We start from the raw sequence: 25763 nt of genomic DNA, 5'->3' as shown, positions 1-25763 counted from the left end.
GACCGCCGATGGACCGCCTCGCCGCCATGGAAACCTTTGTCTACGTCGTGGAAACCGGCTCGTTTTCCGCCGCCGCCCGGCGGCTGAATATCGGTCAGCCGGCCGTGTCGAAAACCATCGCCCAACTCGAAACCCGCCTCGGCGTACGCTTGCTGTTGCGTTCGACCCGAGGCCTGACGCCGACCGAGGCCGGGCTGGCCTTTTTCGAGCGGGCCAGGCGTGCGCTCGAAGAAGCCGACGAGGCCGACAACGCTGCTCGCGGCACCGCCAGCGGCCTGAGTGGCAACCTGCGCATCAGCACCGCCGTCACCTTCGGCCGGATGCATGTGGTTCCACACCTGGGGCCGTTCCTCGATCAGCACCCACAACTCAATGTCGATCTGCTGCTCGACGACCAGAACATCAACCTCGTGGAAGAAGGGATCGACGTCGCCCTGCGCCTGGGCCCGCTCAGCGACTCCGGCCTGACCGTGCGCAAGATCGCCGAATGCCGTCGCGTTGTGCTGGGCACGCCGGCCTACTTCGCCAGCCACGGTGAACCCACCGGCCCTGCCGATCTGACCCGACACCGCGCCGTTATCTACAACCGTGGCGGTGGTACGACCTGGCATTTCAACAAGGATGGCGAAGAACAGTCTGTGGCCGTCAATGGCCGCCTGCGCGTCAGCGCCGCCGAAGGGTTGCGTGAGGCGGTGCTGGCCCATCAAGGTCTGGGGCTGGGCTCGGAGTGGATGTTCGCACCGGAACTGGCCAGTGGCGTTGTTAAGGCTGTCATGAGCGATTGGGTTTTGCCGAAACAGGAGCTGTGGGCGGTGTTTCCGACGGGCAGGATGGCCAGCGCCAAGGCGCGGGCGTTTGTTGAGTATGTGCAGGGGTTGTTGGTGCGAGCGCTGTAAAAAACCAGACAGCAAAACGGCGATCCAAAGATCGCCGTTTTTCATTACTCCCCGAACTGCTTGCCCAACCCCGCCGGCACACCGTGGATGTTGGTGTCCTCCCACGGTCCGTTCGGGCTGATCGAGCGGCTCCAGCCGTTGTTCCAGCGGTAGTAGGTGCGCTGGCGGTAGAAGGTGTTGGGCTGGTCATCCAGTACGTACACGCCCAGTTTCTGATCCCAGTGGCTGTTGCCTCCCGGTGGCGGGGCGAAGCTTGCCGAGGTGCGGGGGGCGGATTTCGAGGGTTTGGCCGGAATGCCCGGTTTGCCCGGCGTCGGACTGGTGGACGGTGTCGGGCTGGGTTGTGACGGCGGGATCGGCGGGAGCCTTGTGGTCGACTCGGGTCGTTGCACCGCACATGCGCTCAAGCCCAGGGCCAGTGTGAGGACTGTGATTCGGGCGATGGCGTTCATGGCGGTGCTTTCCTGTTGGTTCCGGCTATTTGTCCGGGCTGTCGATGGTGAGTTTTTGTGGCGCGGTGGTGCTGCTGGCCAGAGGCCCGCTGCGGCCTACCCACTCACCGGCGGTCGGCTGACCGGCACGGGAGACGCGCGCAACCAGTTGGACTTCAGGAAAGTTCGACAGTTTCAACTGCGGCATCATTGCATCGGCATCGCCCAGCTCGACGGTCACCGGCAGGTCGGCGACGGTCAGACGCTTGGCCGCCAGCGGTGCTGGAGGGCCAGACACTGCACGGGCGAAGATGAACACACTGTCACCCGGTTGCACCTTGCCCTTGAGCTCGCTGGCCAGATCGACGCTGACCTTGAGCAGCGCGGTTTTCGCCGCCGGAGCCTGGGCGACCTTACCGCCGCTGGCCTCAAGTTTTTCAGTAGCGCGGGCGATACCGCCCTGCAGGGCTTCGCGGGATTTGTCATTCGCTGGCAGTTGCTCCAGCAGACGGTTCCAATAATCGATGGCTTGCTGATAGCGCTCGCCTTCGAACGCGGCGATCCCCAACAGGCCAAGGCTGGTGACTTCTTTCGGATCAGCCTTCAGTGCTTCGTCAGTCAGGGCCTGAATCTTGTCCGACCACTTCTTGCCATCGGCGAAGTACTGCGCCTGCGCCCACTGGCCGAGCAGTTCCGGCTGACGACCGGCCAGGTTGGCGGCGCGTTCGAACATCTTCGCCGCGTCCGCCGGACGATCCTGAGCCATGTAAGTACGACCGAGGAAGTACAGGCCTTCGGCGGAATCCGGTTGCGCGGCTACGGCGCGTTCCAGACGTTGGGTCATCTCTTCCATCGACTGCGGTGCCTGGGCGAATTCCCGGGTCAGTTCGACTTTGTCGGCGGCACCGAAATGCATATAGAGACCGAGGCCCAACACCGGCACCAGCACGGCTGCCAGCAATGGCAGTGGCTTGCCCAAACGCGAAACCCGCGCCGGCGCCGCACCTTCGGTGTCGGCCAGCAGTTCCCGCGCCGCTTCGGCACGGCCGCTGTCCATTTGCGCAGCGTCGAGAACGCCTTCGGCCTGCTGCGATTGCAACTCGGCGACACGCTCCTGATACAGCGCGACGTTCAGGGCAGTCCGATCCTCTTCACGCTGGGCGCGACGCTCACGCAGAACGGGGATCAGCAGAAAACTCAGGGCGACCAAAAGCAACAGCCCTGCGGCAAGCCAGAAATCAATCATTCTTGGTTTTTATCCAACAGTTGGTCGAGGCGCTGACGCTCTTCAGGGGACAGCGATTGCGGAGTCTCGGCGCGTTGCCCGCGACGGCGGCGGACGATCACGGCGATGACGACAAAACCGCCGAGCAGCAATCCCGCCGGGCCAAACCACAGCAGCGCAGTCTTGGCATTCAACGCCGGTTTGTAGCGGACGAAATCACCGTAGCGATCGACCATGAAGTCAATGATCTGCTGATTGTCCTTGCCCTCGCCGAGCATGCGGAAAATCTCTTTGCGCAGGTCGGCGGCAATCGGCGCGTTGGAGTCGGCTATGTCCTGGTTCTGGCATTTGGGGCAGCGCAGTTCCTTGGTCAGCTCGCGGAAACGCTCACGATCACCTTCTTTGGCGAACTCGTAGGTGTCGATGGCGGCGTGAGCTACACCGGCCAGACTCAAGCCCAACACCATGGCGGCTAAAAAGCGCTTCATGGCTTGGCCTCGTCGACCAGCGCCTGATACTTGGCCGCCAGTTTTTCCCGCCAGACCTGCTCGTCAATCACGCCGACGTACTTGTCGCGGATGATGCCCTTGGCGTCGATGAAGAAGGTTTCCGGCGCGCCGTAGACACCGAGGTTCAGGCCCAGGGAGCCTTCGTCGTCGCGGATGTCCAGTTGATACGGATTGTGGAACTCGGCCAGCCACTTCAACGCATCGGCGTTGGTGTCCTTGTAGTTGATGCCGTAGATCACCACGCCACGCTCGGCGAGTTTGTTCAGCACCGGGTGCTCGACCCGGCAGGAAATGCACCAGGTGCCCCAGACGTTGACCAGTGCCGGTTTGCCGAGAATGTCAGCCTTGGTCAGGGTCTTGTCGCCCTGCACGGCCGGCAGGGAAAACTCCGGGAACGGTTTGTTGATCATCGCCGACGGTAGCTCCGCCGGATCCAGGTACAGACCGCGATAAAGGAATACGGCCACCAGCAGGAAAATCGCCAACGGCACCAGCATCAACCAACGTCTCATGCAGCGGCTCCTTCCATGCCCAGCGCTTCACGCACCTTGGCTTTGACCTTGACCCGGTAACGCCGGTCCAGCGCTGCCAGCATTCCGCCCAGACCGGTCAGCAGACCGCCGAACCAGATCCAGCGCACAAACGGTTTGACGTGCACCCGCACTGCCCAGGCGCCGTCGCCCAGTGGTTCACCCAAAGCAACGTAGAGGTCGCGGGTGAAACCGGCGTCGATCCCGGCTTCGGTCATCATCGAGCTCTGCACCGTGTACAGGCGTTTTTCCGGGTGTAGCACGCTGATTTCGCGACCATCGCGGATCACCCGGATGGTGCCTTTGTCAGAGGTGAAGTTCGGGCCTTCAAAATGCTTGGCGCCTTCGAACACGAACTGGTAACCGGCCAGTTCCATCGACTCGCCCGGCGCCAGACGCAGGTCGCGCTCGGCACTGTTCTGACTCGACAACACCACGCCCAGGGCGCACACGGCGATACCGATGTGGGCCAGTTGCATGCCCCAGTAGCTACGAGTCAGGGTCGGCAGACCTTTGATCAGGCCTTTGTGCCGGGTCTTGTCGAAGATGTCACGCAAACCGGCCAGCAACACCCAGGCTGCGAGCAGGAAGGTTGCGATCACAGCCCAGTTGAAATCGCCGTAGGCGACACCGGCAACGACTGCCAGTGCAACACTGCCCAGCAGCACCGGGGTCAGCATGTTGGCCAGCCATTTCACCGGTGTGTCTTTCCAGCGCACGATCACACCGACCGCCATCACCACCATCAACAGCGCCATCAACGGAATGAACAGCGCGTTGAAGTACGGCGGGCCGACCGACAGTTTGGCGCCGCTGATCGCATCAAGAATCAGCGGATACAGCGTGCCGAGCAGGATCATCGACGCGGCCACCACCAGTACCAGGTTGTTGCCCAGCAGCAGCGTTTCCCGCGACCACAGGTTAAAACCGACCTGGCTCTTGACCACAGGTGCACGCAGCGCAAACAGGGTCAGCGAGCCGCCGACCACGAACAGCAGGAAGATCAGAATGAACACACCACGCTCGGGATCCGAAGCAAACGCGTGCACCGAAGTCAGTACACCGGAGCGTACGAGGAACGTCCCGAGCAGACTCAAGGAGAATGCGGCAATTGCCAGCAACACCGTCCAGCTCTTGAACACGCCACGTTTTTCCGTGACCGCCAGCGAGTGGATCAGCGCCGTGCCCACCAGCCAAGGCATGAACGAGGCGTTTTCCACCGGGTCCCAGAACCACCAGCCGCCCCAGCCGAGTTCGTAGTAAGCCCACCACGAACCGAGGGTGATGCCGATGCCGAGGAAAGCCCAGGCAACGATGGTCCACGGACGTGACCAGCGCGCCCACGCGGCATCGAGACGACCACCGAGCAGTGCAGCGATGGCGAACGCGAAGGCCACGGAGAAACCGACATAACCCATGTACAGCATCGGCGGATGCACGATCAGGCCGATGTCTTGCAGCAACGGATTGAGATCACGACCGTCGGCCGGGATCTGCGGCAGGATCCGCGAAAACGGGTTTGACGTCAGGATCAGGAACAACAGGAAACCCGTGCTGATCATGCCCATCACCGCCAGCACGCGAGCAAGCATGACTTGCGGCAACTGCCGGGAGAACACCGAGACCGCAAAAGTCCAGCCACCAAGGATCAACGCCCACAGCAGCAGCGAACCTTCGTGGGCGCCCCACACGGCGCTGAATTTGTAGTACCAAGGCAGCGCGCTGTTGGAGTTCATCGCGACGTAGGCCACGGAGAAGTCGTCGGTCATGAACGCGTAGGTCAGAACGCCGAAGGCAAACAGCAAAAATGCGAACTGCCCCCACGCCGCCGGTTGGGCGAGGCCCATCCACAGACGGTCGCCGCGCCAGGCACCGAGCAACGGCACCACGGCCTGCACCAGCGCGAAACACAGCGCCAGGATCATGGCCAGATGGCCAAGCTCGGGAATGAAAATGGTGGACGTCATCGATCAACCCTCCTTCGCTTGGGTCGGCGCGGATTGACCGCTGTCCTTCAGGGCCTTGGTCACTTCCGGCGGCATGTATTTTTCGTCGTGCTTGGCCAGCACTTCATCGGCGACCACGACGCCATCGGCGTTGAGCTTGCCCAGTGCGACGATGCCCTGCCCTTCGCGGAACAGGTCCGGCAGGATGCCGCGATAGGTGATGGTCACGGACTTGTTGAAGTCGGTGACCACGAATTTGACGTCCAGGGAATCCGGGGAGCGTTGCAGCGAACCTTTCTCGACCATGCCGCCAGCGCGGATGCGGGTGTCCTGCGGCACCTCGCCGTTGGCGATCTGGGTCGGGGTGTAAAACAGATTGATGTTCTGCTGCAGGGCGCTCAGGGCCAGGCCGACGGCAGCGCCGACCCCGACCAGAATCGCCAGAATGATGATCAGACGCTTTTTGCGCAGCGGATTCACTTGCCGTTCTCCCGGCGCAGACGACGCGCCTCTTGTTGCAGATAACGCTTGCGGGCCGCGATCGGCGCCGCCACGTTGAGGATCAGTACCGCCAGACAGATGCCGTAGGCCGACCAGACGTACAGGCCGTGATGGCCCATGGCGAGGAAGTCGCCGAATGACGCGAAACTCATCGAGCGGCCTCCAGGCTGTTCTGCACTTCTTCTTTGACCCAACTGGCGCGGGCTTCGCGCTTGAGCACTTCAAGACGCATGCGCAGCAACAGCACGGCGCCGAAGAAACAGTAGAAACCAAGCACCGTCAGCAGCAGCGGCAGCCACATTTCGGCGGGCATCGCCGGTTTTTCGGTCAGGGTAAAGGTCGCGCCCTGGTGCAGGGTGTTCCACCACTCCACCGAGTATTTGATGATCGGGATGTTGATCACGCCGACGATGGCCAGCACCGCGCAGGCCTTCGCGGCGCTGTCGCGGTTGCTGATGGCGTTGCCCAGGGCGATCACGCCGAAGTACAGGAACAGCAGAATCAACATCGAGGTCAGCCGCGCGTCCCAGACCCACCACGAACCCCAGGTCGGCTTGCCCCAGATCGCCCCGGTGACCAGCGCCACGGCGGTCATCCAGGCACCGATCGGTGCGGCGCATTGCAGGGCGACGTCGGCCAGTTTCATCTTCCACACCAACCCGACCACGCCGCACACCGCCAACATCACGTAGATCGACTGGGCGAGCATCGCGGCGGGTACGTGGATGTAGATGATGCGAAAGCTGTTGCCTTGCTGATAGTCCGGCGGCGCGAAGGCCAGGCCCCAGACGACGCCGACAGCGATCAGCAGCAACGCTGCAATGCTCAGCCACGGCAGGAACTTGCTGCTGATGCCGTAGAACCACTTGGGCGAGCCGAGCTTGTGAAACCAGGTCCAGTTCATACTGTTTCCATCACGGGTGCCGCTCATCGGTGTGAGCAGTCTCAGGGTCTTTGCTGGTTAAATTTTAACCAGACCTCATTATTCGCCGACGCTGATCTTCAGGCCAGCAGCTATTGCAAAAGGTGTCAGGGTTATCGCCAGGGCGGTCAGGCTGCCAAGCCACAACAGATAACCGATCGCCGGCATGCCCTGCAACGCTGCCTGCAAGGCGCCACTGCCGAGGATCAACACCGGGATGTACAACGGTAGAATCAACAGCGCGAGCAACAGGCCGCCGCGTTTCAGACCGACCGTCAGCGCCGCCCCCACCGCGCCGAGCAAGCTCAGCACTGGTGTACCCAGCAACAACGAAAGCAGCAATACCGGCAGACACGCAGCCGGCAACCCAAGCATCAACGCCAGTAACGGCGAGAGCAAAACCAGTGCCAGCCCGGAAAAAAGCCAGTGTGCCAGCACCTTGGCCAACACCAGAAGTGGCAGGGGGTGCGGCGAAAGGACCCACTGTTCAAGGGATCCGTCTTCGAAATCACTGCGGAAAAGCCCGTCCAGCGAGAGCAGGACCGACAAAAGCGCCGCCACCCAGACTAACCCCGGGGACAAGTTTTGCAATACTTGAGTTTCAGGTCCGACGGCCAGCGGGAACAGCGCGATGACGATGGCGAAGAAAATCAGCGGATTGGCCAGCTCCGCCGGGCGGCGGAACAGCAGTCGGGATTCACGGGCAACCAGCAGGCCGAACACACTCATACTGCCCACTTCCCCAGATCGATGTCGCGATAACCGGCCGGCATCCGGCTCAGCGTATGGTGCGTAGTCAACACCACCAGACCGCCGCGTTCGCAGTGATTGGCCAGGTGTTCTTCGAGTTGCGCCACGCCTTGTTTGTCCAGCGCGGTGAACGGCTCATCGAGGATCCACAGTGGCGGGCTGTCCAGATACAACCGCGCCAGCGCCACGCGGCGCTGCTGACCGGCGGACAGGCTGTGGCAGGGAACATCCTCGAAACCGCGCAATCCAACCGCCGCCAACGCCTGCCAGATCGCGTCGCGTCCGGCGGGTTGATGCAGGGCGCAGAGCCAGGCGAGGTTTTCTTCCGGGGTCAGCAGGTCCTTGATCCCGGCGGCATGACCGATCCACAGCAGGTTGCGCGCCAGTTCGCTGCGTTGCTCGGCCAGGGGTTGACCGTTGAGCAGCACCTGACCGTCGGTCGGTTGCATCAGGCCGGCCAGCAGGCGCAAGAGACTGGTCTTGCCGCTGCCGTTGGGACCGCTGATCTGCACCATATCGCCACTGGCCAGTCTCAATTCGAGATTCTCGAAGAGCAGTCTGAGATCGCGCTCACAGGCGAGGCCGACGGTTTGCAGGACAGGGCTGGTCAAGGGTTCACGGGCCTTATACGGTTCAAGTCGGCTCTGGGGCGGCCGTTAAAGAGTTGCAGCATAAATGCAATGACGGCTCAATCCAGAGAGCTGGGTCAAACAATTGCTATGTTTTTTGAACGAACGGAAGGACGGGCGGCATTATACATGGCGTCCCCTGCTCTCCCGAGTGCATTTTCCTCAGGTTGTGTCCGCGTATGACAGGCGAAATGAACATCCTCCCGCTCCCGCCCACCACCCCGGCGACCGCTCGCCCGCAGGTCGGTGAGCTGCTCAAGCTGTTGACGCCGATGGACGGGCTGATTGCCGCCGGCCAGAGCGCCAAGGCCGAGGTGTTGGCGCTGAAACCGGCGGACCAGGCCTTTCAGGTGCTGCTCAAGGTCACCCTCGACGGCGGCCGTCAGACCACCGTGCAGGCGACCAGTCCCCTGCCGCTGCCGCAAGGCACCAATCTGGCCGTCACCCAGCCGTCGGCGGGCAATCTGGCGGTTACCGTGCAACAGGCCATCGCCACGGCTGTCGCCACCCTCACCCGCATCGACACGGCGCAATTGCCGGTCGGTACGCTGCTGCAAGGCAAGGTGCTGACGAATCAGGCGTTGCCGCAGGTGCCGGGGCAACCGACGGTGTTCCGCTCGACGGTCAGCCTGCTCAACACCGTGTTGAGTGGCAGCACCCTGAGCCTCGACAGCCCGCAGCCATTACGCATTGGCACCCTGCTGTCAGCGCTGGTACAGGATTCCCAGACCCTGAAATTCTTGCCGTTGAGCAGTCGTCAGGAACAACTGGCGGTCAGTCAGCAACTGGTCAGCCAGCAAAGTCGCCAGGGTTCGCTGGATGGCTTGCTGAAAATGCTCCAGAGCCTGCCGCCCGCCGACGATCAGACCTCCAGTGATCTGCGCGCTGCCGTGGACCGGCTGCTGGCCAACCTGCCGGACGTCGGGCAACTGACCACCCCCAAAGGCCTGGCCCAGGCGCTGCTCAACAGCGGCGCATTTCTCGAAGCCAAATTGCTGGCCGGGCAAAACCCGACGCTGAATCCGGATATGAAAGGCGATCTGCTCAAGCTGATCGCGCAACTCACCCCCGGCCTGCCCGGCAATACCAATCTCAACGCCATCATTGCCGCCAACACCCTGGCCCAGGCGATGCCGAGCTTCGTGCGCAACGCCCTCGGCATGCTCGGCCAGGTCAGCGCCAAACCGGTGCCGGGCAGTTTTCCGCTGCCGGACCGGCTGCTGCAAAGCCTGGAAGGTGAAGGCGATCTGGAACACTTGCTGCGCCTCGCCGCTGCAGCTGTTTCACGCCTGCAAAGCCATCAACTGTCGAGCCTGGAACAGACCGGCGTGACCGACGACGGGCGCCTGCTCAGCACCTGGCAACTGGAAATCCCGATGCGCAACATGCAGGACATCGTGCCGTTGCAGGTCAAGTTCCAGCGCGAAGAAGCGCCACAAGAAGAAAGACAGAACGACCGCCGTGACAGCGAACGCGAAACCAAACAGCAACTGTGGCGCGTCGATCTGGCGTTCGACATGGAACCGCTGGGACCGATGCAGATTCAGGCGCAACTCATCAGCGGCAGCCTGTCGAGCCAGCTATGGGCCGAACGGCCATACACTGCCGACCTGATCGAATCCAATCTCGCCGCATTGCGTCAGCGCTTGCTGGATCGCGGGCTCAACGTCGGCGATCTCGACTGCCACCTCGGCACCCCGCCGCAAGGCAACCAAACCCGTCTCGAACACCGCTGGGTCGACGAAACCGCATGAACGATACCACCGCTCCACGCCAGGCCATCGCCCTCAAGTACGACGGCAGCCACGCTCCGACCCTCACCGCCAAGGGCGACGATGAACTGGCCGAGGAAATCCTGCGGATTGCCCGCGACTGTGAAGTGCCGATCTACGAAAACGCCGAGCTGGTGAAGTTGCTGGCGCGCATGGAACTGGGCGATAGCATCCCGCAGGAGCTGTACCTGACGATTGCCGAGATCATCGCGTTTGCCTGGAACCTCAAGGGCAAGTTCCCGCAAGGACATGACCCGGAGGCACCGATGGTCGAGAAGGACATCACCGACCGCGGCGACGATTACTGAAGGCAAAAAAAATCGCAATCATCGACTGCGATTTTTTGATGCCACTTGCCGCTCGAAGCTCGAAACGCTCAGCTGCTTCTATGCAGCTTGCGCATCAACTCCGCCTCAGCCTGGGTCAACCCGCAGGACTGAGTCAACTCATCAACGCTTGCGCCCATCCCGACCAGTTTCGCCGCTTGAGCGAATGACAGGCTGGAAGGATCGCGCTGTTCGAGCTGGGTGATCTTGTCAGGGATCGGACTGACGACCGCGCGCAGCTCGTGCAGGGCTTCGCCCATGCGCACGTTGCCGTTCTGGTAATCGTCGACGCGCTTGGCCAGGTCCTTGATGCGCTGGTCACGCAGCGCATCGCCCTGGGCCTGTTGCGCAGCGATCACGCGCTGCGCCTTGATGTACGCCAGAAACATCGCCAGCGTGCCTGCCCAGAACAGGAACAGGACAATGACCGCTACCTCGAGAATCAATCAGATATTCTCCAGTTCCGACCATTCTTCTTCGCTCATCATCTTGTCCAGCTCGACCAGGATGAGCAACTCGTTGTTCTTGTTGCACACGCCCTGGATGAACTTGGCCGACTCTTCGTTACCGACGTTCGGTGCGGTTTCGATTTCCGACTGACGCAGGTAAACCACTTCAGCCACGCTGTCGACCATGATGCCAACTACTTGTTTGTCGGCTTCGATGATGACGATACGGGTGTTGTCGCTGATCTCGCCGCTCATCAGGCCGAAGCGCTGACGGGTGTCGATCACGGTCACCACGTTGCCGCGCAGGTTGATGATGCCCAGCACATAGCTTGGTGCACCCGGAACCGGAGCGATCTCGGTGTAGCGCAGGACTTCCTGAACGCGCATCACGTTGATGCCATAGGTTTCGTTGTCCAGCTTGAAGGTCACCCATTGCAGGATCGGATCTTCGGAACCCTTTGCCGCAGTAGCCTTGTCGTTCATACCCTAGCCCCTCGAAAAACCGCGCCTGGCGGTGTGTGTTCTGTGCGCCGCCATGCGTATGCCGGTGCTGTCTGTTATGTAAGTGTTATGTCGGTTTGTGGTTCGGCTTACTGCCGGACATGTGCTTTGCCCCACCGCTGGCGATCAGCTCGGCCAGTGCGGAGACATCGAGCAAGGCGCACATGTGTTCAATCACCGTGCCCGCGAGCCATGGCCGCTGACCCCGGTGACTTCTCCATTTGATTTCATTCGGATCCAGGCGCAACGAGCGGCTGACCTGATGCACCGCCAGCCCCCACTCGTAACCTTGTACCGAAATCACGTATTGCAGGCCCTGACGGAAGTCATCGCGATAGCGATCCGGCATGACCCAGCGTGCGGTGTCCAGCACCTTCAGGTTGCCGGCCTGGCTCGGCAGGATGCCGAGGAACCATTCCGGCTGACCGAACAGCGGCGTCAGCTCATGGCCGGCCAGCGAATAGATCGAGCCGAGGCACACCAGTGGCACCGCCAGGGTCAACCCGGCCACGTCGAACAGCAAGCATTCGAACGCTTCCGACGCCCAGGCAGGACGACCGTCGGTTTCTACCGGTGGCGGTGTATTGCTCGGTGGCAGATGCACCTCCACCAGCGGCGCAACCAGGGTCGGCTCGACCGGGGCTGGAACAGGCGCCTCAGGCTCGGGCTCGGGCGCCGCCGGAACCGGAGGCGTTTGCAGAAATTGTGTTTGCAGCAGCGGTGCCAGCGTCGAGACCACGCGCACCGACTCAGGCTCTTTGATCAACGTCGCAGGTGCCTTCGCCATCACAGCTGCAGGCGCTGCAACCGGGGTGACCGGCCGGGCGGCTTGCTGCGCATCGCGGGCCTGCTCTTCAAGCACGGCGGCCTGGAATTCATCGAGCGCCGCGGCGCTCTCGACCACCTCGACCGGCGTTGCGATTTCCTGCTCGACCTCGTCCGTCACCTCCTGCAGCAAGCCGTCCAGATAGGACTGCAGCGCCAGTTGCGGCTTCGATGTCAGCTTGATCGGCCGATTCATGCTCAGGCCACCTGCGGAACGAGTTGTTGCGCCAGCAGATGCTTGAGCAGCGCGCGGTAAGCCAACACACCACGGCTCTTGCCGTCGAACTGCGAAGGCGTGACACCGGCACGGCTGGCGTCGCGCAGACGGGTATCGACCGGGATGTAACCCTGCCAGATCTCGTCGGGGAATTTGTCGCGCAGCACGCGCAAGGTGCCCATCGACGCCTGGGTGCGGCGGTCGAACAGGGTCGGCACAATGCTGAACGGCAGCGCCTGTTTGCGCGAACGGTTGATCATCGCCAGGGTGTTGACCATGCGCTCCAGGCCTTTGACGGCCAGGTGTTCGGTCTGCACCGGAATCACCAGTTGCTGGCTCGCGGCGAGGGCGTTGACCATCAGCACACCGAGCAACGGCGGGCTGTCGATGATCGCGTAATCGAAGTCCTGCCACAGCTGCGCCAGACTCTTGGCGATCACCAGGCCCAGGCCACTCTGCCCCGGCGACTGACGCTCGAGGGTGGCCAGCGCGGTGCTGGACGGCAACAGGGAAATGCGCTCGTCGCTGGTGGACAGCAGCAACTGGCCCGGCAGGCCCTGCGGCACACTGCCCTTGTGCAGGAACAGGTCGTAGTTGCTGTGTTCCAGGCTGTCGGGGTCGTAACCGAAATAGCTGGTCATCGAGCCGTGCGGGTCGAGATCGACCACGACCACGCGTTTGCCCGCCTCTGCCAGCAAACCGGCTAAAGCGATGGAAGAAGTGGTTTTACCAACACCACCCTTTTGATTGGCGACTGCCCAGACTCTCATTCGGATTGTTCCTCCCGGCCGAGATGCTCGGCCGAGACATGGCTCAGCGTATTAATGCGGGCGACGGAGAATTGACGGCACTCTCGCGTCCCGGCGTCTTGACCGGGGTCGGTGCAGTTTGTGTGCCAGCACGCTTCAACGCAGCGTCCGGTGTTGCATTGGCGGTCCCGGTGCCGGTCAGGCTGCGACGAACATCGAGATTGCGCGACACCACCAGCACGACGCGACGGTTCTTCGCCCGGCCTTCGGCGGTGGCGTTGTTGGCCACCGGCTGAAATTCGCCATAACCCACCGAAGCCATGCGGCCAGGGTTGACGCCCTGCATCGCCAGCATGCGCACGATGCTCGCCGAACGCGCCGAAGACAGCTCCCAGTTGGTCGGGTACTGCGCGGTGCGGATCGGCTGGTCGTCGGTGAAGCCTTCGACGTGAATCGGGTTGTCGAACGGTTTGAGGATCGCCGCAACCTTGTCGATGATGTTGAACGCGATGTCGCTCGGCATGGCGTCGCCGCTACCGAACAACAGGCTGGAGTTGAGTTCGATCTCGACCCACAGCTCGTTGCCGCGCACGGTCATCTGGTTGCTCGCGATCAGGTCGCCGAACGCGGCGCTGATATCGTCGGCGATGCTTTTCAGCGGATCGCTGGCCCCGGCGATGCCGGCATCGACCTGCTCACTGTCCTTGACCAGCGGCTTGGCCGGGGTCACGGTCTTCGGGCGTTCTTCACCGATCGGGATCGGCTTGAGCGAGCGGTCGGAGTCGGTGAAGACTCCGATCAACGCTTCGGAGATGACCTTGTACTTGCCTTCGTTGATCGACGAGATGGAGTACATCACCACGAAAAAGGCAAAGAGCAAGGTGATGAAGTCGGCGTAGGAAACCAGCCAACGTTCATGGTTTACGTGCTCTTCATGCTGGCGACGACGTGCCATGAGGTTAGTCCCTTAATCCATGAAGCCCTGAAGCTTCAACTCGATGGAGCGTGGGTTTTCACCTTCAGCGATCGACAAAATACCTTCCAACAACATTTCGCGATAACGCGACTGCCGCAACGCAATTGACTTGAGCTTGGCGGCGACCGGCAGCAACACCAGGTTGGCGCTGGCCACACCGTAGATGGTGGCGACGAATGCCACGGCGATGCCGTTGCCCAGTTGCGACGGATCGGCCAGGTTGCCCATCACGTGGATCAGGCCCATCACCGCACCGATGATACCGATGGTCGGCGCGTAGCCGCCCATGCTTTCAAAAACCTTCGCGGCTTCGATGTCGCGGGCTTCCTGGGTGTAGAAATCCACTTCGAGAATGCTGCGGATCGCTTCCGGCTCGGCGCCGTCGACCAGCAGTTGCAGGCCCTTGCGCGAGTAGGCGTCGGGTTCGGCATCCGCCACGCCTTCCAGGCCCAGCAGGCCTTCCTTGCGTGCGGTGAGGCTCCAGTTAACGACGCGGTCGATGCCGCCGGCCAGATCCACACGCGGCGGGAAAAAGATCCAGGCCAGAATCTGCATGGCACGCTTGAACGCGCTCATCGGCGATTGCAGCAAGGCGGCACCGATGGTCCCGCCGAGCACGATCAGCGCCGCCGGGCCGTTGGCCAGTGCGCCGAGGTGACCGCCTTCAAGGAAATTGCCGCCGATGATGGCGACAAACGCCATGATGATCCCGATAAGGCTTAGAACATCCATCAGATACACGCCTCGACGATGTGCTTGCCGATATCGTCCAGACCGTACACCGCATCCGCGAGGTCAGCCTTGACGATCGCCATCGGCATGCCGTAGATCACGCAACTGGCTTCATCCTGGGCCCAGACGGTGCTGCCGCCCTGTTTGAGCAGACGCGCGCCTTCGCGACCGTCGGCGCCCATGCCGGTCAGTACGACCGCCAGAACTTTGTCGCTGTAGGATTTCGCCGCAGAACCGAAGGTGATGTCCACGCAAGGCTTGTAGTTCAGACGCTCATCGCCCGGCAGGATTTTCACTGCGCCACGGCCGTCGATCATCATCTGCTTGCCACCCGGTGCCAGCAGCGCCAGACCCGGACGCAGGATGTCGCCATCCTCGGCCTCCTTGACACTGATGCGGCACAGCTTGTCCAGACGCTCGGCGAAGGCCTTGGTGAAGGCTGCCGGCATGTGCTGGATCAGCACGATCGGCGCCGGGAAGTTGGCCGGCAACTGGGTCAGAACCCGCTGCAGCGCAACCGGGCCACCGGTCGAGGTGCCGATCGCCACCAGCTTGTAGGCCTTGCGTTTCGGAGCAGGCGACGAAGCACTGGCAGCCGGAACGCGAGCCGGTGCAGGCGCAGGTGCCGGACGAGCCGGAGCACCGTGGCTGCCAAAACTCGACGGCGCTGCTGCCGGAGTCGGCGCAGGTGCAGGTGCAGGTGCAGCGGCAGGCGCCGGGGCACTGTAGGCACTGAAACGACGGTTACTGCGCGAGATGCTGTGAACCTTCTCGCACAGCAGTTGCTTGACCTTCTCCGGATTACGGGAGATGTCTTCGAAATTCTTCGGCAGGAAATCCACCGCGCCAGCATCCAGCGCATCCAGAGTTACCCGGGCACCTTCATGAGTCAGCGAGGAGAACATCAACACAGGGGTCGGGCAGCGCTGCATGATGTGCCGCACGGCCGTGATGCCGTCCATCATCGGCATCTCGTAGTCCATGGTGATCACGTCCGGCTTGAGGGCCAGGGCCTGATCGATCGCCTCTTTACCGTTGGTTGCCGTACCGACAACCTGGATGCTCGGATCCGCTGAAAGAATTTCCGAGACGCGGCGGCGGAAAAAACCCGAATCGTCCACCACCAGGACTTTGACTGCCATAAACACTCCATTAGGTGCAGCGGGACGTTGTCGCTCCGCTGCCCCGGATTCAAATACGCCGCGCGGCGTAACGCTTGAGCATGCTTGGAACATCGAGAATCAGTGCAATGCGGCCGTCACCGGTAATGGTGGCGCCGGACATGCCCGGGGTTCCCTGCAGCATTTTGCCCAATGGCTTGATGACCACTTCTTCCTGGCCGACCAGTTGATCGACGACGAAGCCGATCCGCTGGGTGCCCACCGAAAGGATCACCACATGGCCTTCGCGCTGCTCTTCGTGAGCGGCGGAGCTGACCAGCCAGCGCTTGAGGTAGAACAATGGCAGCGCCTTGTCCCGCACGATCACCACTTCCTGGCCATCCACCACGTTGGTGGTCGACAGGTCGAGGTGGAAGATTTCGTTGACGTTCACCAGCGGGAACGCGAACGCCTGGTTGCCGAGCATCACCATCAGGGTCGGCATGATCGCCAGCGTCAGCGGCACCTTGATGACGATTTTCGAGCCGGCGCCCTTGGTCGAATAGATGTTGATCGAACCGTTGAGCTGGGAAATCTTGGTCTTCACCACGTCCATGCCGACACCGCGGCCGGACACGTCGGAGATCTCGGTCTTGGTCGAGAAGCCCGGGGCGAAGATCAGGTTGTAGCATTCGGTGTCGCTCAGGCGGTCGGCGGCATCCTTGTCCATCACACCGCGTTTCACGGCGATGGCGCGCAGGACGTTCGGGTCCATGCCTTTGCCGTCGTCGGAGATCGACAGCAGGATGTGGTCGCCTTCCTGTTCAGCAGCCAGGATCACCTTGCCGCCACGGGCCTTGCCCGAGGCTTCGCGTTCTTCCGGCGACTCGATGCCGTGGTCGACCGCGTTGCGCACCAAGTGGACCAGCGGGTCGGCCAGTGCCTCGACGAGGTTCTTGTCGAGGTCGGTCTCTTCACCCACCAGTTCCAGGTTGATTTCTTTCTTGAGCTGACGCGCGAGGTCGCGAACCAGTCGCGGGAAGCGGCCGAAGACTTTCTTGATCGGCTGCATCCGGGTCTTCATGACAGCGGTCTGCAAGTCGGCGGTGACCACATCGAGGTTCGACACGGCCTTCTGCATCGACTCGTCGCCGCTGTTCAGGCCCAGACGCACCAGACGGTTACGCACCAGTACCAGCTCGCCGACCATGTTCATGATTTCGTCGAGACGCGCGGTGTCCACACGCACGGTGGTCTCGGCTTCACTCGCCGGTTTTTCCGGTGGTGGCGTCGCCGGTGCACGGGCCGGAGCCGGTGCAGCAGCGGCAGCCGGTTTGGCCGGTTCGGTTTTAGGCTCAGGCGCTTTTGCAACAGGTTTTGCCGCAGTGGCTGGCGTCTTCGCAGCCGGCGTCGCAACAGCCGAGGCATTGCCGGCAGTCACGACGGCTCCGGTGTTGACGTCAGTGAACTTGCCTTTGCCATGCAGATCGTCGAGCAGCGATTCAAACTCGTGGTCGGTGATCAGATCACTACCGGCCGCCGCCGCTGCCGGGGCAGCACTTGCATTCGCAGGGACGGAAGCAATGGCCGACTCCAGCGCATCGACGGCAAAGTTGCCCTTGCCGTGCAACTGATCGAGCAAGGCTTCGAATTCGTCGTCGGTAATGTCCGAGCTGTCGCCCGCCGCCGGAGTCGCAGGCGCAGCGGCCGCCGGTGCCACGGCGTCGGCCGCGAACTGGCCCTTGCCGTGCAACTGGTCGAGCAGCGACTCGAATTCGGCATCGGTGATTTCATCGCTGGCCGCTTCGCTGGAGGCAGGCGCGGGGGCTTCGGCTTCGGCCTTGACGGCGTTCAGCGAGTCCAGCAACTGTTCAAATTCGTTATCGGTGATGTCGCCGGAGTCGCCGGTTTCGTTTTCAACGACCAGCTCTTCGATCATCTCGGCCACGGGCGAAGCCGGGGCTTCATCCGCCGATTGCGGTTCGGCCAGACGCGCCAGGGCGGCCAGCAGTTCCGGGGTTGCAGCGGTGATCGGGCTGCGATCGCGGACTTCGCTGAACATGCTGTTCACCGCGTCCAGCGCTTCGAGCACCACGTCCATCAGTTCTGCATCTACACGACGCTCACCCTTGCGCAGGATGTCGAACACGTTTTCGGCGATGTGACAGCACTCCACCAGCTCATTGAGCTGAAGGAAGCCGGCGCCCCCTTTTACAGTGTGGAAACCGCGAAAAATTGCGTTGAGCAGATCTGCGTCATCCGGGCGGCTTTCCAGCTCGACCAGTTGTTCGGACAGTTGCTCAAGAATCTCGCCGGCCTCAACCAGGAAATCCTGAAGGATCTCTTCATCGGCGCCGAAGCTCATTAATGGGGTGCTCCTACAGGTCTAAAAACCCAGAAAACTAAAATCCAAGGCTGGATAACAAATCGTCCACATCGTCCTGACCGGACACAACGTCTTCTCGTTTATCGGCATGAATCTGCGGACCTTCACCCTGCGAGAGATGTTTTTGTGGATCTTTTTCAGCGAGCATTGCAGCACGGTCATGTTCGATGCCCGCAAAGCGGTCCACCTGGCTGGCCATGAGCACGAGTTTGAGCAGATTGCTTTCGACTTCGGTGACCAACTGGGTCACGCGCTTGATCACTTGACCTGTGAGGTCCTGGTAATCCTGGGCCAGCAGAATGTCGTTGAGGTTGCTCGACACTGCGCGGTTGTCGGTGCTGCTGCGTGTCAGAAAACCGTCGACCCGACGCGCCAGCTCGCGGAACTCCTCAGCCCCGACTTCACGACGCATGAAGCGTCCCCAGTCGGCACTCAATGCCTGGGCTTCGTCAGCCAGACCATTGACCACCGGCGTGGCGCTTTCCACCAGGTCCATGGTGCGGTTGGCCGCCGCTTCGGTCAGCTTGACCACATAGCTCAGGCGCTCGGTCGCATCAGTGATCTGCGACACTTCCTCGGCCTGCGGCATGTGCGGGTCGATCTGGAAGTTGACGATTGCACTGTGCAGTTCGCGCGTGAGCTTGCCGACTTCCTGGTACAGGCCACGGTCACGGGTCTGATTGAGCTCATGGATCAGTTGCACAGCGTCGCCGAACCTGCCTTTTTCAAGGCTTTCGACCAGTTCGACCGCGTGTTTTTTCAGCGTCGACTCGAAGTCGCCCTGTGAAGATTCTTTATGCTCCATAGCTCCCCCGCGCGTCATCAGCCGATGCGTTCGAAAATCTTCTCGATTTTTTCTTTCAGCGCCTGAGCCGTGAAAGGTTTGACCACGTAGCCGTTAACACCGGCCTGGGCCGCTTCGATGATCTGCTCGCGCTTGGCTTCAGCAGTCACCATCAGCACTGGCAGGTGCTTGAGTTTTTCATCGGCGCGCACGTGACGCAGCAAGTCGATACCGGTCATGCCAGGCATGTTCCAGTCGGTCACCAGAAAGTCGATGCTGCCGCTGTTGAGTACCGGAATGGCAGTGGTGCCATCGTCGGCTTCAACGGTGTTGGTGAACCCGAGGTCACGCAACAGGTTCTTGATGATCCGCCGCATCGTTGAGAAGTCATCAACGATGAGGATTTTCATGTCTTTGTTCAATTCGACCTCCAAGCAGTCTTAAACGCGCCCAGCACCTGGACGCGCCATTTCAATCAATCCGGCAAAACACTCGATGACTGTCTGGAGCACAACAGAGCAAGACCGGTGCCGTTCACCACCGCACCAGCCTCGTTCGCAGCGTCCCCACACTGCCTTCAGCGCGCTCGCCACTCCCCCAAACGCCCCCGCAAGCGGGCCGCGCACTGGCTATGTAACTGGCTGACCCGCGATTCACTGACGCCAAGGACTTCACCGATTTCCTTGAGGTTCAGCTCTTCGTCGTAGTACAGCGCCAACACCAGTCGCTCACGCTCCGGCAAATTGGCAATCGCGTCCGCCAACGCAGCCTGGAAGCGCTCATCTTCCAGATCGCGCGACGGCTCAAGATGAGCACTGGCGCCATCCTCGTGCAGCCCTTCGTGTTCGCCGTCCTGCAACAGGTCGTCGAAACTGAACAGTCGGCTGCCCAGGGTGTCATTCAAAATCCCGTAGTAATCGTCGAGACTCAATTGGAGTTCGGCCGCAACCTCGTGATCTTTAGCGTCACGGCCGGTTTTAGCTTCAATCGAGCGAATCGCGTCGCTGACCATACGGGTGTTACGGTGAACCGAGCGTGGTGCCCAGTCCCCCTTGCGTACTTCATCGAGCATGGCGCCGCGGATCCGGATGCCCGCGTACGTTTCGAAACTGGCGCCTTTGCTGGCGTCGTATTTGGTCGAGACTTCGAGCAGGCCGATCATCCCGGCCTGGATCAGGTCTTCGACCTGCACACTGGCAGGCAATCGCGCCAGCAAGTGGTAAGCAATGCGTTTGACCAGTGGCGCGTAACGCTCGATCAGTTCGTACTGCGCGTCACGTGCCGACTTCTTGTAGAAATTCATACCGCTGGCGGTCATAGCACAGGTCCTGCCGTTTGCTGCACGAGGCGCTCGACGAAAAATTCGAGGTGGCCGCGCGGGTTGGCGGGCAGCGGCCAGGTGTCGACCTTCTGTGCGATCGCCTTGAACGCCAGTGCGCACTTGGAACGCGGGAAAGCTTCATAGACCGCACGCTGCTTCTGCACCGCCTTGCGCACGCTTTCGTCGTAAGGCACCGCGCCGACGTATTGTAGGGCGACGTCAAGGAAGCGATCCGTGACCTTGGTCAACTTGGCGAACAGATTGCGACCTTCCTGCGGGCTCTGGGCCATGTTGGCCAGGACGCGGAAGCGGTTCATGCCGTAATCGCGGTTCAGCAGTTTGATCAGCGCGTAGGCGTCGGTAATCGAGGTCGGCTCGTCGCAGACCACCAGCAACACTTCTTGCGCAGCGCGAACAAAACTGACTACCGAGTCACCGATACCCGCAGCGGTGTCGATCACCAACACATCGAGATTGTCGCCGATATCGCTGAACGCCTGGATCAGGCCGGCATGCTGGGCCGGACTCAGATGAACCATGCTCTGGGTGCCAGAAGCGGCCGGCACGATGCGGATCCCGCCGGGACCTTGCAACAGCACGTCGCGCAGCTCGCAGCGGCCCTCGATCACATCGGCCAGGGTACGTTTGGGCGTGAGGCCCAGCAGAACGTCGACGTTCGCCAGACCCAGGTCGGCGTCCAGCAGCATGACCCGACGGCCAAGCTCTGCCAGCGCCAGGGACAAGTTCACTGACACGTTAGTCTTGCCGACGCCACCTTTGCCGCCGGTCACCGCGATCACCTGTACGGGATGCATGCTGCCCATGTTATTTCTTTACCTTGTCTTGCATAGACGGAGGCCACATTACTGGCTGCGCGTTCACAACCGGAACAATGCGTGGCAGACCATCGATGTAGGTACAAAAACTGTTCATTACCTCAGCCAACCTGCTTGGTCGGGCTGTGGTAGATATCAGCGAACATGTCAGCCATGGCTTCTTCGCTGGGTTCTTCCTGCATTTGCACGCTGACGGCGCGGCTGACCAATTGATGACGGCGCGGCAGATGCAGATCATCCGGAATCCGGGGGCCATCGGTCAGGTAGGCGACCGGCAGTTCATGACTGATCGCCAGACTCAGCACTTCGCCAAGGCTGGCCGTCTCATCCAGTTTAGTCAGGATGCACCCGGCGAGCCCGCAACGCTTGTAACTGTGATAAGCGGCGGTTAGAACCTGTTTCTGGCTGGTGGTTGCCAGCACCAGATAATTTTTCGACCGAATGCCACGACCGGCCAGACTTTCCAGCTGCATGCGCAGTGCCGGATCGCTGGCCTGCAGGCCGGCGGTATCGATCAGCACCACGCGTTTGCGCAGCAGTGGATCCAGCGCCTGCACCAGGGACTGGCCCGGGTCGACGTGGGTCACCGACACATTGAGGATCCGGCCCAGGGTTTTCAGCTGTTCCTGAGCGCCGATGCGGAAACTGTCCATGCTCACCAGCGCAATGTTCTGCGCGCCGTACTTGAGCACATAACGGGCAGCCAGCTTGGCCAGGGTGGTGGTCTTGCCCATGCCGGCCGGGCCGACCATGGCAATCACTCCGCCCTCTTCCAGCGGCTCGACTTCCGGCGTGGCAATCATCCGCGCCAGGTGCGCGAGCAACATGCGCCAGGCCTGACGAGGCTCTTCGATATCGCTGGTCAGCGCCAGCAGGTCGCGGGACAACGGACCGGACAGACCGATGCGCTGCAGACGACGATACAGATTGGCCTGGGCCGGACGGCTGCCTTGCAGCTGATTCCAGGCCAGGGTGCCGAGCTGCACTTCCATCAGTTCGCGCAGGCTGTTGAGTTCGAAACGCATCGAATCCAGCGCACGCGGATCGACGCCAGCGGCAGCCGGCGCAGGTGCCGGGGCTGGACGGGCCGGTGCGGCGTACGTCGGTTCTGTCAGAGGCTCGGCCGCCGTCAGCGGCAGGCCGGCGGTCAATGGCAGACCGGAGAACAACTGGCGATTGGTGTTGCCGTCGGCCTCACCACGCATGCTCAGCTCGGCCTGGGCGGTAACGATGCGCGACTGGGTCTTGCGCAGCTCGTCTTCGAGTTCCATGTTCGGAACCCGTGGCGCCAGAGCCGACAGTTTGTAATCCAGCGCCGCCGTCAGCTCGACGCCGCCGGCAATGCGGCGGTTGCCAATGATGGCGGCATCAGCGCCCAGCTCATCACGAACCAGCTTCATGGCCTGACGCATATCGGCGGCGAAAAAACGCTTAACTTGCATAAACCACTACCTCAGCCGTTGGGCCCTACTGTCGCAACGATGGTCACTTGCTTGTTGTCCGGAATTTCCTGGTAGGCCAGCACGTGCAGTCCTGGGACTGCCAGGCGGCCAAAGCGCGAGAGCATCGCGCGAACCGGGCCTGCTACCAACAGGATCACCGGCTGACCTTGCATTTCCTGACGCTGCGCCGCTTCGATGAGCGAACGCTGCAGCTTCTCGGCCATGCTTGGCTCCAGCAGAACGCCCTCTTCCGAGCCTTGTCCTGCCTTCTGCAGACTATTGAGCAATATTTGTTCCAACCTTGGCTCCAGCGTGATAACTGGCAGCTCGGACTCAGTCCCTACAATGCTTTGGACGATGGCGCGCGAAACGCCGACGCGCACGGCAGCCACCAGCGCGGCGGTATCTTGACTCTTCGCGGCGTTGTTGGCGATGGCTTCGGCAATGCTGCGGATGTCGCGCACCGGCACGTGTTCGGCCAGCAGCGCCTGCAACACTTTCAGCAGCTGCGACAACGTGACCACACCCGGCACCAGCTCTTCAGCCAGTTTCGGCGAGCTCTTGGCCAGCAATTGCATGAGTTGCTGCACTTCCTCGTGACCGATCAACTCACTGGAGTGCTTGTACAGAATCTGGTTCAAGTGCGTGGCGACCACGGTACTGGCGTCCACCACGGTGTACCCGAGCGATTGCGCCTGGGAGCGCTGGCTGACTTCGATCCACACCGCCTCCAGGCCGAAAGCCGGATCTTTGGCGGTAATGCCGTTGAGCGTGCCGTAGACCTGCCCCGGGTTGATCGCCAGTTCGCGATCCGGGTAGATCTCGGCCTCGGCCAGGATCACGCCCATCAGGGTCAGGCGATAGGCGCTCGGCGCCAGGTCGAGGTTGTCGCGGATGTGCACGGTCGGCATCAGGAAGCCCAGATCCTGCGAGAGCTTCTTGCGCACGCCCTTGATCCGCGCCAGCAATTGCCCGCCCTGGTTGCGGTCCACCAGCGGAATCAGGCGGTAGCCGACTTCCAGGCCGATCATGTCGATCGGGGTCACGTCGTCCCAGCCCAGCTCCTTGGTTTCCATGGCGCGGGCCGGCGACGGCAGCAGTTCCTGCTGCCGCTTGACCTCTTCCAGCGCCTGCACCTTGGCCACGCTCTGCTTCTTCCAGAACAGGTAAGCGCCACCGGCAGCCAGGGCGGCCATGCTCAGGAACGAGAAGTGCGGCATGCCCGGCACCAGCCCCATGACCGCCATCAGACCGGCCGCCACCGCCAGCGCTTTTGGCGAGGCGAACATCTGGCGATTGATCTGTTTGCCCATGTCTTCCGAACCGGAAGCACGGGTCACCATGATTGCTGCAGCTGTAGATAACAACAGTGATGGCAATTGCGCCACTAAACCGTCACCGATGGTCAGCAAGGCGTAAACCTTGCCCGCGTCAGCGAAGGACATGTTGTGCTGGAAGATACCGACCGCCATACCGCCGATCAGGTTGATGAACAGAATCAGCAGGCCGGCGATGGCGTCACCGCGGACGAACTTGCTGGCACCGTCCATCGAACCGTAGAACTCTGCCTCCTGGGCCACTTCCTGACGACGGGCCTTGGCCTGCGCCTGGTCGATCAGACCGGCGTTGAGGTCGGCGTCGATGGCCATTTGTTTGCCGGGCATCGCGTCGAGGGTGAAGCGCGCGCTCACCTCGGAAATCCGCCCCGCACCTTTGGTCACCACGACGAAGTTGATGATCATCAAGATCGCGAAGACCACGATACCGACCACGTAGTTACCACCGATCACCACCTCACCGAAGGCCTGGATCACCTTACCGGCGGCGGCGTGGCCGTCCTGACCGTGGAGCATTACCACCCGCGTCGACGCCACGTTCAGCGCCAGTCGCAACAGCGTCGCCACCAGCAGGATCGTCGGGAACACCGCAAAATCCAGCGGCCGCAAGGCGTACACGCAGACCAGCAGCACGACGATGGACAGGGCAATGTTGAAGGTGAAGAACACGTCGAGCAGGAACGGCGGCACCGGCAACATCATCATCGCCAGCATGACCAGCAGCAACAGCGGCACACCCAGATTGCCCCGACTGAGGTCGGCAATGTTCGAGCGAGCACTGTTGATTAACTGAGAGCGATCCACCGGTTTTCCCCGTTCCTTTAAAGCAAACTTTTGACGCCCAGAGCGGGCGCACGGCGGCTACTGCAAGAAGCCTTCCAACTTTTGCCAAGGCGTGAAACAGAGGGGGTAGCGAATGCACAAATGGGCGGCTCGCACGCCGTGCGCCCGCCCCCTATGCAGCAATCTTCACTGAGGTGGAACCTCGACAGTCAACTGGCTACCAAAATGTGCGCTGAAGTGATCGGACCGAAGGAAAGGGCTGCATTATCCAGATAGCGTGTGCCCCTGAACACACTGTGACCATCGACATCGACAACGTCTTCCTCCGTATACATCAGCACTACAACGGTGACAGGCGCGACACCAACAGGCTGCACATGACCCTCCATCAGGTTCAAGGCCCATTCGAAACGAATGAACGGCAGATCTGTTATTTCGATTGGAGGAGCCCCCGCATCCAGTCGAAAATACTGCCGCGTCGTAATGCGCAATTGGTTGCCGGCCACCGTGAATGAGGGTTTTCCATACCGTCGCTCTACGGGCCCGCCATCACTCGCCCACTGGTTCATGTAATGACCGGGGTCGGTGAATAGAGCGAACAACGAAGGGTTATCGCTGATATTACCGGCGGCGCCAAAGAAGTAGTTGTAGGAGTAGTGATACGCAAACCCGGCCAGTTCAGGTCGGATCGCATTGATGGGATTATCCAGATAATTCGGAATGAACTGATTGGCCGTGACCAGAAAGTTGAGAAAGTCCAGCTTCAGGTTGAACGTCACCTCATAGAAAATGGCCCGCTCTCCTGCGTCCCTTTCCAGCTTCCCTGAATCGAACTCCATCTCCATGCCCGGCAGTTTTCGATAAATGCGCCTCGTCATGATCTACCCC

At 61.5% G+C, this 25763-nt stretch carries 28 protein-coding genes; 3 read left to right on the top strand and 25 right to left on the bottom strand.

Features of this window, described 5'->3' with window-relative positions; all coding sequences use genetic code 11:
• Nucleotides 1-8 precede the first annotated feature (8 nt).
• On the top strand, nt 9-896 hold the full coding sequence (locus tag NH234_RS09275; protein WP_367256357.1) for a LysR family transcriptional regulator: 888 nt from the start codon (nt 9-11) through the stop codon (nt 894-896).
• A gap of 44 nt (nt 897-940) precedes the next feature.
• Here the strand turns inward: NH234_RS09275 and NH234_RS09270 are convergent, their stop codons facing one another.
• The 10 genes from NH234_RS09270 to ccmA form a co-directional block, all read right to left on the bottom strand.
• The gene (locus NH234_RS09270; protein ID WP_367256356.1) at nt 941-1348 is read right to left on the bottom strand and encodes a hypothetical protein; all 408 of its coding nucleotides are present in this window, start codon (nt 1346-1348) and stop codon (nt 941-943) included.
• A gap of 25 nt (nt 1349-1373) precedes the next feature.
• Nucleotides 1374-2573 carry a c-type cytochrome biogenesis protein CcmI gene (ccmI, locus tag NH234_RS09265; protein WP_085733723.1) on the bottom strand — a complete coding sequence of 400 codons (1200 nt, stop codon included), beginning with the start codon at nt 2571-2573 and terminating at the stop codon, nt 1374-1376.
• Nucleotides 2570-3040 carry a cytochrome c-type biogenesis protein gene (locus tag NH234_RS09260; protein ID WP_011333089.1) on the bottom strand — a complete coding sequence of 157 codons (471 nt, stop codon included), beginning with the start codon at nt 3038-3040 and terminating at the stop codon, nt 2570-2572. The genes ccmI and NH234_RS09260 overlap by 4 nt, the downstream gene beginning before the upstream one ends.
• Nucleotides 3037-3573, bottom strand: a complete 537-nt coding sequence (locus NH234_RS09255) for a DsbE family thiol:disulfide interchange protein (RefSeq protein WP_007959246.1) — start codon at nt 3571-3573, stop codon at nt 3037-3039. The genes NH234_RS09260 and NH234_RS09255 overlap by 4 nt, the downstream gene beginning before the upstream one ends.
• A complete protein-coding gene (locus NH234_RS09250) occupies nt 3570-5558 on the bottom strand; it encodes a heme lyase CcmF/NrfE family subunit (RefSeq protein WP_367256355.1) in 1989 nt (662 codons plus the stop codon). Before NH234_RS09250 ends, NH234_RS09255 begins: the two co-directional genes overlap by 4 nt.
• 3 nt (nt 5559-5561) lie before the next feature.
• Nucleotides 5562-6017, bottom strand: coding sequence for a cytochrome c maturation protein CcmE (gene ccmE, locus NH234_RS09245; protein WP_367256354.1), 456 nt, complete (start codon nt 6015-6017; stop codon nt 5562-5564).
• Nucleotides 6014-6190, bottom strand: coding sequence for a heme exporter protein CcmD (gene ccmD, locus NH234_RS09240; RefSeq protein WP_011333085.1), 177 nt, complete (start codon nt 6188-6190; stop codon nt 6014-6016). The genes ccmE and ccmD overlap by 4 nt, the downstream gene beginning before the upstream one ends.
• Nucleotides 6187-6942, bottom strand: coding sequence for a heme ABC transporter permease (locus NH234_RS09235; protein WP_085733725.1), 756 nt, complete (start codon nt 6940-6942; stop codon nt 6187-6189). The genes ccmD and NH234_RS09235 overlap by 4 nt, the downstream gene beginning before the upstream one ends.
• 78 nt (nt 6943-7020) lie before the next feature.
• Nucleotides 7021-7689 carry a heme exporter protein CcmB gene (gene ccmB / locus NH234_RS09230; protein WP_007959235.1) on the bottom strand — a complete coding sequence of 223 codons (669 nt, stop codon included), beginning with the start codon at nt 7687-7689 and terminating at the stop codon, nt 7021-7023.
• Nucleotides 7686-8321, bottom strand: a complete 636-nt coding sequence (ccmA, locus tag NH234_RS09225) for a cytochrome c biogenesis heme-transporting ATPase CcmA (protein WP_085733726.1) — start codon at nt 8319-8321, stop codon at nt 7686-7688. The genes ccmB and ccmA overlap by 4 nt, the downstream gene beginning before the upstream one ends.
• A gap of 197 nt (nt 8322-8518) precedes the next feature.
• On the opposite strand from ccmA, the gene NH234_RS09220 reads away from it, so the two are divergent.
• Together NH234_RS09220 and NH234_RS09215 are read left to right on the top strand one after the other, a co-directional pair.
• The gene (locus tag NH234_RS09220) at nt 8519-10093 is read left to right on the top strand and encodes a flagellar hook-length control protein FliK (protein WP_367256353.1); all 1575 of its coding nucleotides are present in this window, start codon (nt 8519-8521) and stop codon (nt 10091-10093) included.
• Nucleotides 10090-10419, top strand: coding sequence for an EscU/YscU/HrcU family type III secretion system export apparatus switch protein (locus NH234_RS09215; RefSeq protein WP_367256352.1), 330 nt, complete (start codon nt 10090-10092; stop codon nt 10417-10419). Before NH234_RS09220 ends, NH234_RS09215 begins: the two co-directional genes overlap by 4 nt.
• A gap of 68 nt (nt 10420-10487) precedes the next feature.
• On the opposite strand, the gene NH234_RS09210 is transcribed toward NH234_RS09215, so the two are convergent.
• The 15 genes from NH234_RS09210 to NH234_RS09140 all read right to left on the bottom strand — a co-directional run bounded on the left by NH234_RS09210 (nt 10488) and on the right by NH234_RS09140 (nt 25753).
• Entirely contained in the window at nt 10488-10883 is a 396-nt protein-coding gene (locus tag NH234_RS09210; RefSeq protein ID WP_085710496.1) for a DUF2802 domain-containing protein, read from the bottom strand.
• Nucleotides 10884-11369: a chemotaxis protein CheW gene (locus tag NH234_RS09205; protein WP_007959223.1), complete on the bottom strand. Its 486-nt coding sequence runs from the start codon at nt 11367-11369 to the stop codon at nt 10884-10886. It lies immediately after the preceding gene.
• Between the two features lie 85 nt (nt 11370-11454).
• A complete protein-coding gene (locus tag NH234_RS09200) occupies nt 11455-12408 on the bottom strand; it encodes a CheW domain-containing protein (RefSeq protein WP_085733729.1) in 954 nt (317 codons plus the stop codon).
• Nucleotides 12409-12410: 2 nt separating this feature from the next.
• Entirely contained in the window at nt 12411-13199 is a 789-nt protein-coding gene (locus NH234_RS09195; protein WP_007959220.1) for a ParA family protein, read from the bottom strand.
• 43 nt (nt 13200-13242) lie between these two features.
• Complete coding sequence (gene motD / locus NH234_RS09190; protein ID WP_085710492.1) at nt 13243-14133, bottom strand: flagellar motor protein MotD; 891 nt, start codon at nt 14131-14133, stop codon at nt 13243-13245.
• A 12-nt stretch (nt 14134-14145) separates the two neighbouring features.
• Nucleotides 14146-14886, bottom strand: coding sequence for a flagellar motor protein (locus tag NH234_RS09185; protein WP_085710490.1), 741 nt, complete (start codon nt 14884-14886; stop codon nt 14146-14148).
• Complete coding sequence (locus NH234_RS09180; protein ID WP_367256350.1) at nt 14886-16028, bottom strand: chemotaxis response regulator protein-glutamate methylesterase; 1143 nt, start codon at nt 16026-16028, stop codon at nt 14886-14888. The genes NH234_RS09185 and NH234_RS09180 overlap by 1 nt, the downstream gene beginning before the upstream one ends.
• 49 nt (nt 16029-16077) lie before the next feature.
• The gene (locus NH234_RS09175) at nt 16078-18351 is read right to left on the bottom strand and encodes a chemotaxis protein CheA (RefSeq protein WP_367256349.1); all 2274 of its coding nucleotides are present in this window, start codon (nt 18349-18351) and stop codon (nt 16078-16080) included.
• A gap of 37 nt (nt 18352-18388) precedes the next feature.
• Nucleotides 18389-19177, bottom strand: coding sequence for a protein phosphatase CheZ (locus NH234_RS09170; RefSeq protein WP_085733732.1), 789 nt, complete (start codon nt 19175-19177; stop codon nt 18389-18391).
• Between the two features lie 17 nt (nt 19178-19194).
• A complete protein-coding gene (locus NH234_RS09165) occupies nt 19195-19566 on the bottom strand; it encodes a chemotaxis response regulator CheY (protein ID WP_003183998.1) in 372 nt (123 codons plus the stop codon).
• Between the two features lie 167 nt (nt 19567-19733).
• A complete protein-coding gene (fliA, locus tag NH234_RS09160) occupies nt 19734-20474 on the bottom strand; it encodes an RNA polymerase sigma factor FliA (RefSeq protein WP_011333070.1) in 741 nt (246 codons plus the stop codon).
• Nucleotides 20471-21301 (bottom strand): flagellar synthesis regulator FleN, encoded by an 831-nt coding sequence (gene fleN, locus NH234_RS09155; RefSeq protein WP_003222917.1) that lies wholly within the window; start codon nt 21299-21301, stop codon nt 20471-20473. Before fleN ends, fliA begins: the two co-directional genes overlap by 4 nt.
• 113 nt (nt 21302-21414) lie before the next feature.
• Nucleotides 21415-22755 (bottom strand): flagellar biosynthesis protein FlhF, encoded by a 1341-nt coding sequence (flhF, locus tag NH234_RS09150; protein ID WP_085710485.1) that lies wholly within the window; start codon nt 22753-22755, stop codon nt 21415-21417.
• A gap of 11 nt (nt 22756-22766) precedes the next feature.
• Complete coding sequence (gene flhA / locus NH234_RS09145; RefSeq protein WP_367256347.1) at nt 22767-24896, bottom strand: flagellar biosynthesis protein FlhA; 2130 nt, start codon at nt 24894-24896, stop codon at nt 22767-22769.
• 188 nt (nt 24897-25084) lie between these two features.
• Entirely contained in the window at nt 25085-25753 is a 669-nt protein-coding gene (locus NH234_RS09140) for a hypothetical protein (protein WP_085733734.1), read from the bottom strand.
• Nucleotides 25754-25763 lie beyond the last annotated feature (10 nt).

The organism is Pseudomonas sp. stari2, from assembly GCF_040760005.1.
In the GTDB taxonomy this organism is placed as follows: domain Bacteria; phylum Pseudomonadota; class Gammaproteobacteria; order Pseudomonadales; family Pseudomonadaceae; genus Aquipseudomonas.
The sequence above is the reverse complement of the archived record's forward strand: the minus strand, read 5'-3'. Positions and strand labels throughout refer to the sequence as shown.

Bases quoted from the DNA above. Each gene is read 5' to 3' on its own strand.
- ccmB (WP_007959235.1), bottom strand. From the start codon at position 7,689: ATGAGTGTGTTCGGCCTGCTGGTTGCCCGTGAATCCCGACTGCTGTTC.
- NH234_RS09215 (WP_367256352.1), top strand. From the start codon at position 10,090: ATGAACGATACCACCGCTCCACGCCAGGCCATCGCCCTCAAGTACGAC.
- NH234_RS09175 (WP_367256349.1), bottom strand. From the start codon at position 18,351: ATGAGCTTCGGCGCCGATGAAGAGATCCTTCAGGATTTCCTGGTTGAG.
- NH234_RS09140 (WP_085733734.1), bottom strand. From the start codon at position 25,753: ATGACGAGGCGCATTTATCGAAAACTGCCGGGCATGGAGATGGAGTTC.
- NH234_RS09260 (WP_011333089.1), bottom strand. From the start codon at position 3,040: ATGAAGCGCTTTTTAGCCGCCATGGTGTTGGGCTTGAGTCTGGCCGGT.
- ccmD (WP_011333085.1), bottom strand. From the start codon at position 6,190: ATGAGTTTCGCGTCATTCGGCGACTTCCTCGCCATGGGCCATCACGGC.
- NH234_RS09185 (WP_085710490.1), bottom strand. From the start codon at position 14,886: ATGGATGTTCTAAGCCTTATCGGGATCATCATGGCGTTTGTCGCCATC.
- flhF (WP_085710485.1), bottom strand. From the start codon at position 22,755: ATGCAAGTTAAGCGTTTTTTCGCCGCCGATATGCGTCAGGCCATGAAG.
- NH234_RS09275 (WP_367256357.1), top strand. From the start codon at position 9: ATGGACCGCCTCGCCGCCATGGAAACCTTTGTCTACGTCGTGGAAACC.
- NH234_RS09170 (WP_085733732.1), bottom strand. From the start codon at position 19,177: ATGGAGCATAAAGAATCTTCACAGGGCGACTTCGAGTCGACGCTGAAA.
- NH234_RS09270 (WP_367256356.1), bottom strand. From the start codon at position 1,348: ATGAACGCCATCGCCCGAATCACAGTCCTCACACTGGCCCTGGGCTTG.
- NH234_RS09165 (WP_003183998.1), bottom strand. From the start codon at position 19,566: ATGAAAATCCTCATCGTTGATGACTTCTCAACGATGCGGCGGATCATC.
- NH234_RS09220 (WP_367256353.1), top strand. From the start codon at position 8,519: ATGACAGGCGAAATGAACATCCTCCCGCTCCCGCCCACCACCCCGGCG.
- NH234_RS09235 (WP_085733725.1), bottom strand. From the start codon at position 6,942: ATGAACTGGACCTGGTTTCACAAGCTCGGCTCGCCCAAGTGGTTCTAC.
- NH234_RS09195 (WP_007959220.1), bottom strand. From the start codon at position 13,199: ATGAGAGTCTGGGCAGTCGCCAATCAAAAGGGTGGTGTTGGTAAAACC.
- NH234_RS09205 (WP_007959223.1), bottom strand. From the start codon at position 11,369: ATGAACGACAAGGCTACTGCGGCAAAGGGTTCCGAAGATCCGATCCTG.
- fleN (WP_003222917.1), bottom strand. From the start codon at position 21,301: ATGGGCAGCATGCATCCCGTACAGGTGATCGCGGTGACCGGCGGCAAA.
- NH234_RS09255 (WP_007959246.1), bottom strand. From the start codon at position 3,573: ATGAGACGTTGGTTGATGCTGGTGCCGTTGGCGATTTTCCTGCTGGTG.
- NH234_RS09180 (WP_367256350.1), bottom strand. From the start codon at position 16,028: ATGGCAGTCAAAGTCCTGGTGGTGGACGATTCGGGTTTTTTCCGCCGC.
- fliA (WP_011333070.1), bottom strand. From the start codon at position 20,474: ATGACCGCCAGCGGTATGAATTTCTACAAGAAGTCGGCACGTGACGCG.
- NH234_RS09200 (WP_085733729.1), bottom strand. From the start codon at position 12,408: ATGAATCGGCCGATCAAGCTGACATCGAAGCCGCAACTGGCGCTGCAG.
- ccmI (WP_085733723.1), bottom strand. From the start codon at position 2,573: ATGATTGATTTCTGGCTTGCCGCAGGGCTGTTGCTTTTGGTCGCCCTG.
- motD (WP_085710492.1), bottom strand. From the start codon at position 14,133: ATGGCACGTCGTCGCCAGCATGAAGAGCACGTAAACCATGAACGTTGG.
- NH234_RS09250 (WP_367256355.1), bottom strand. From the start codon at position 5,558: ATGACGTCCACCATTTTCATTCCCGAGCTTGGCCATCTGGCCATGATC.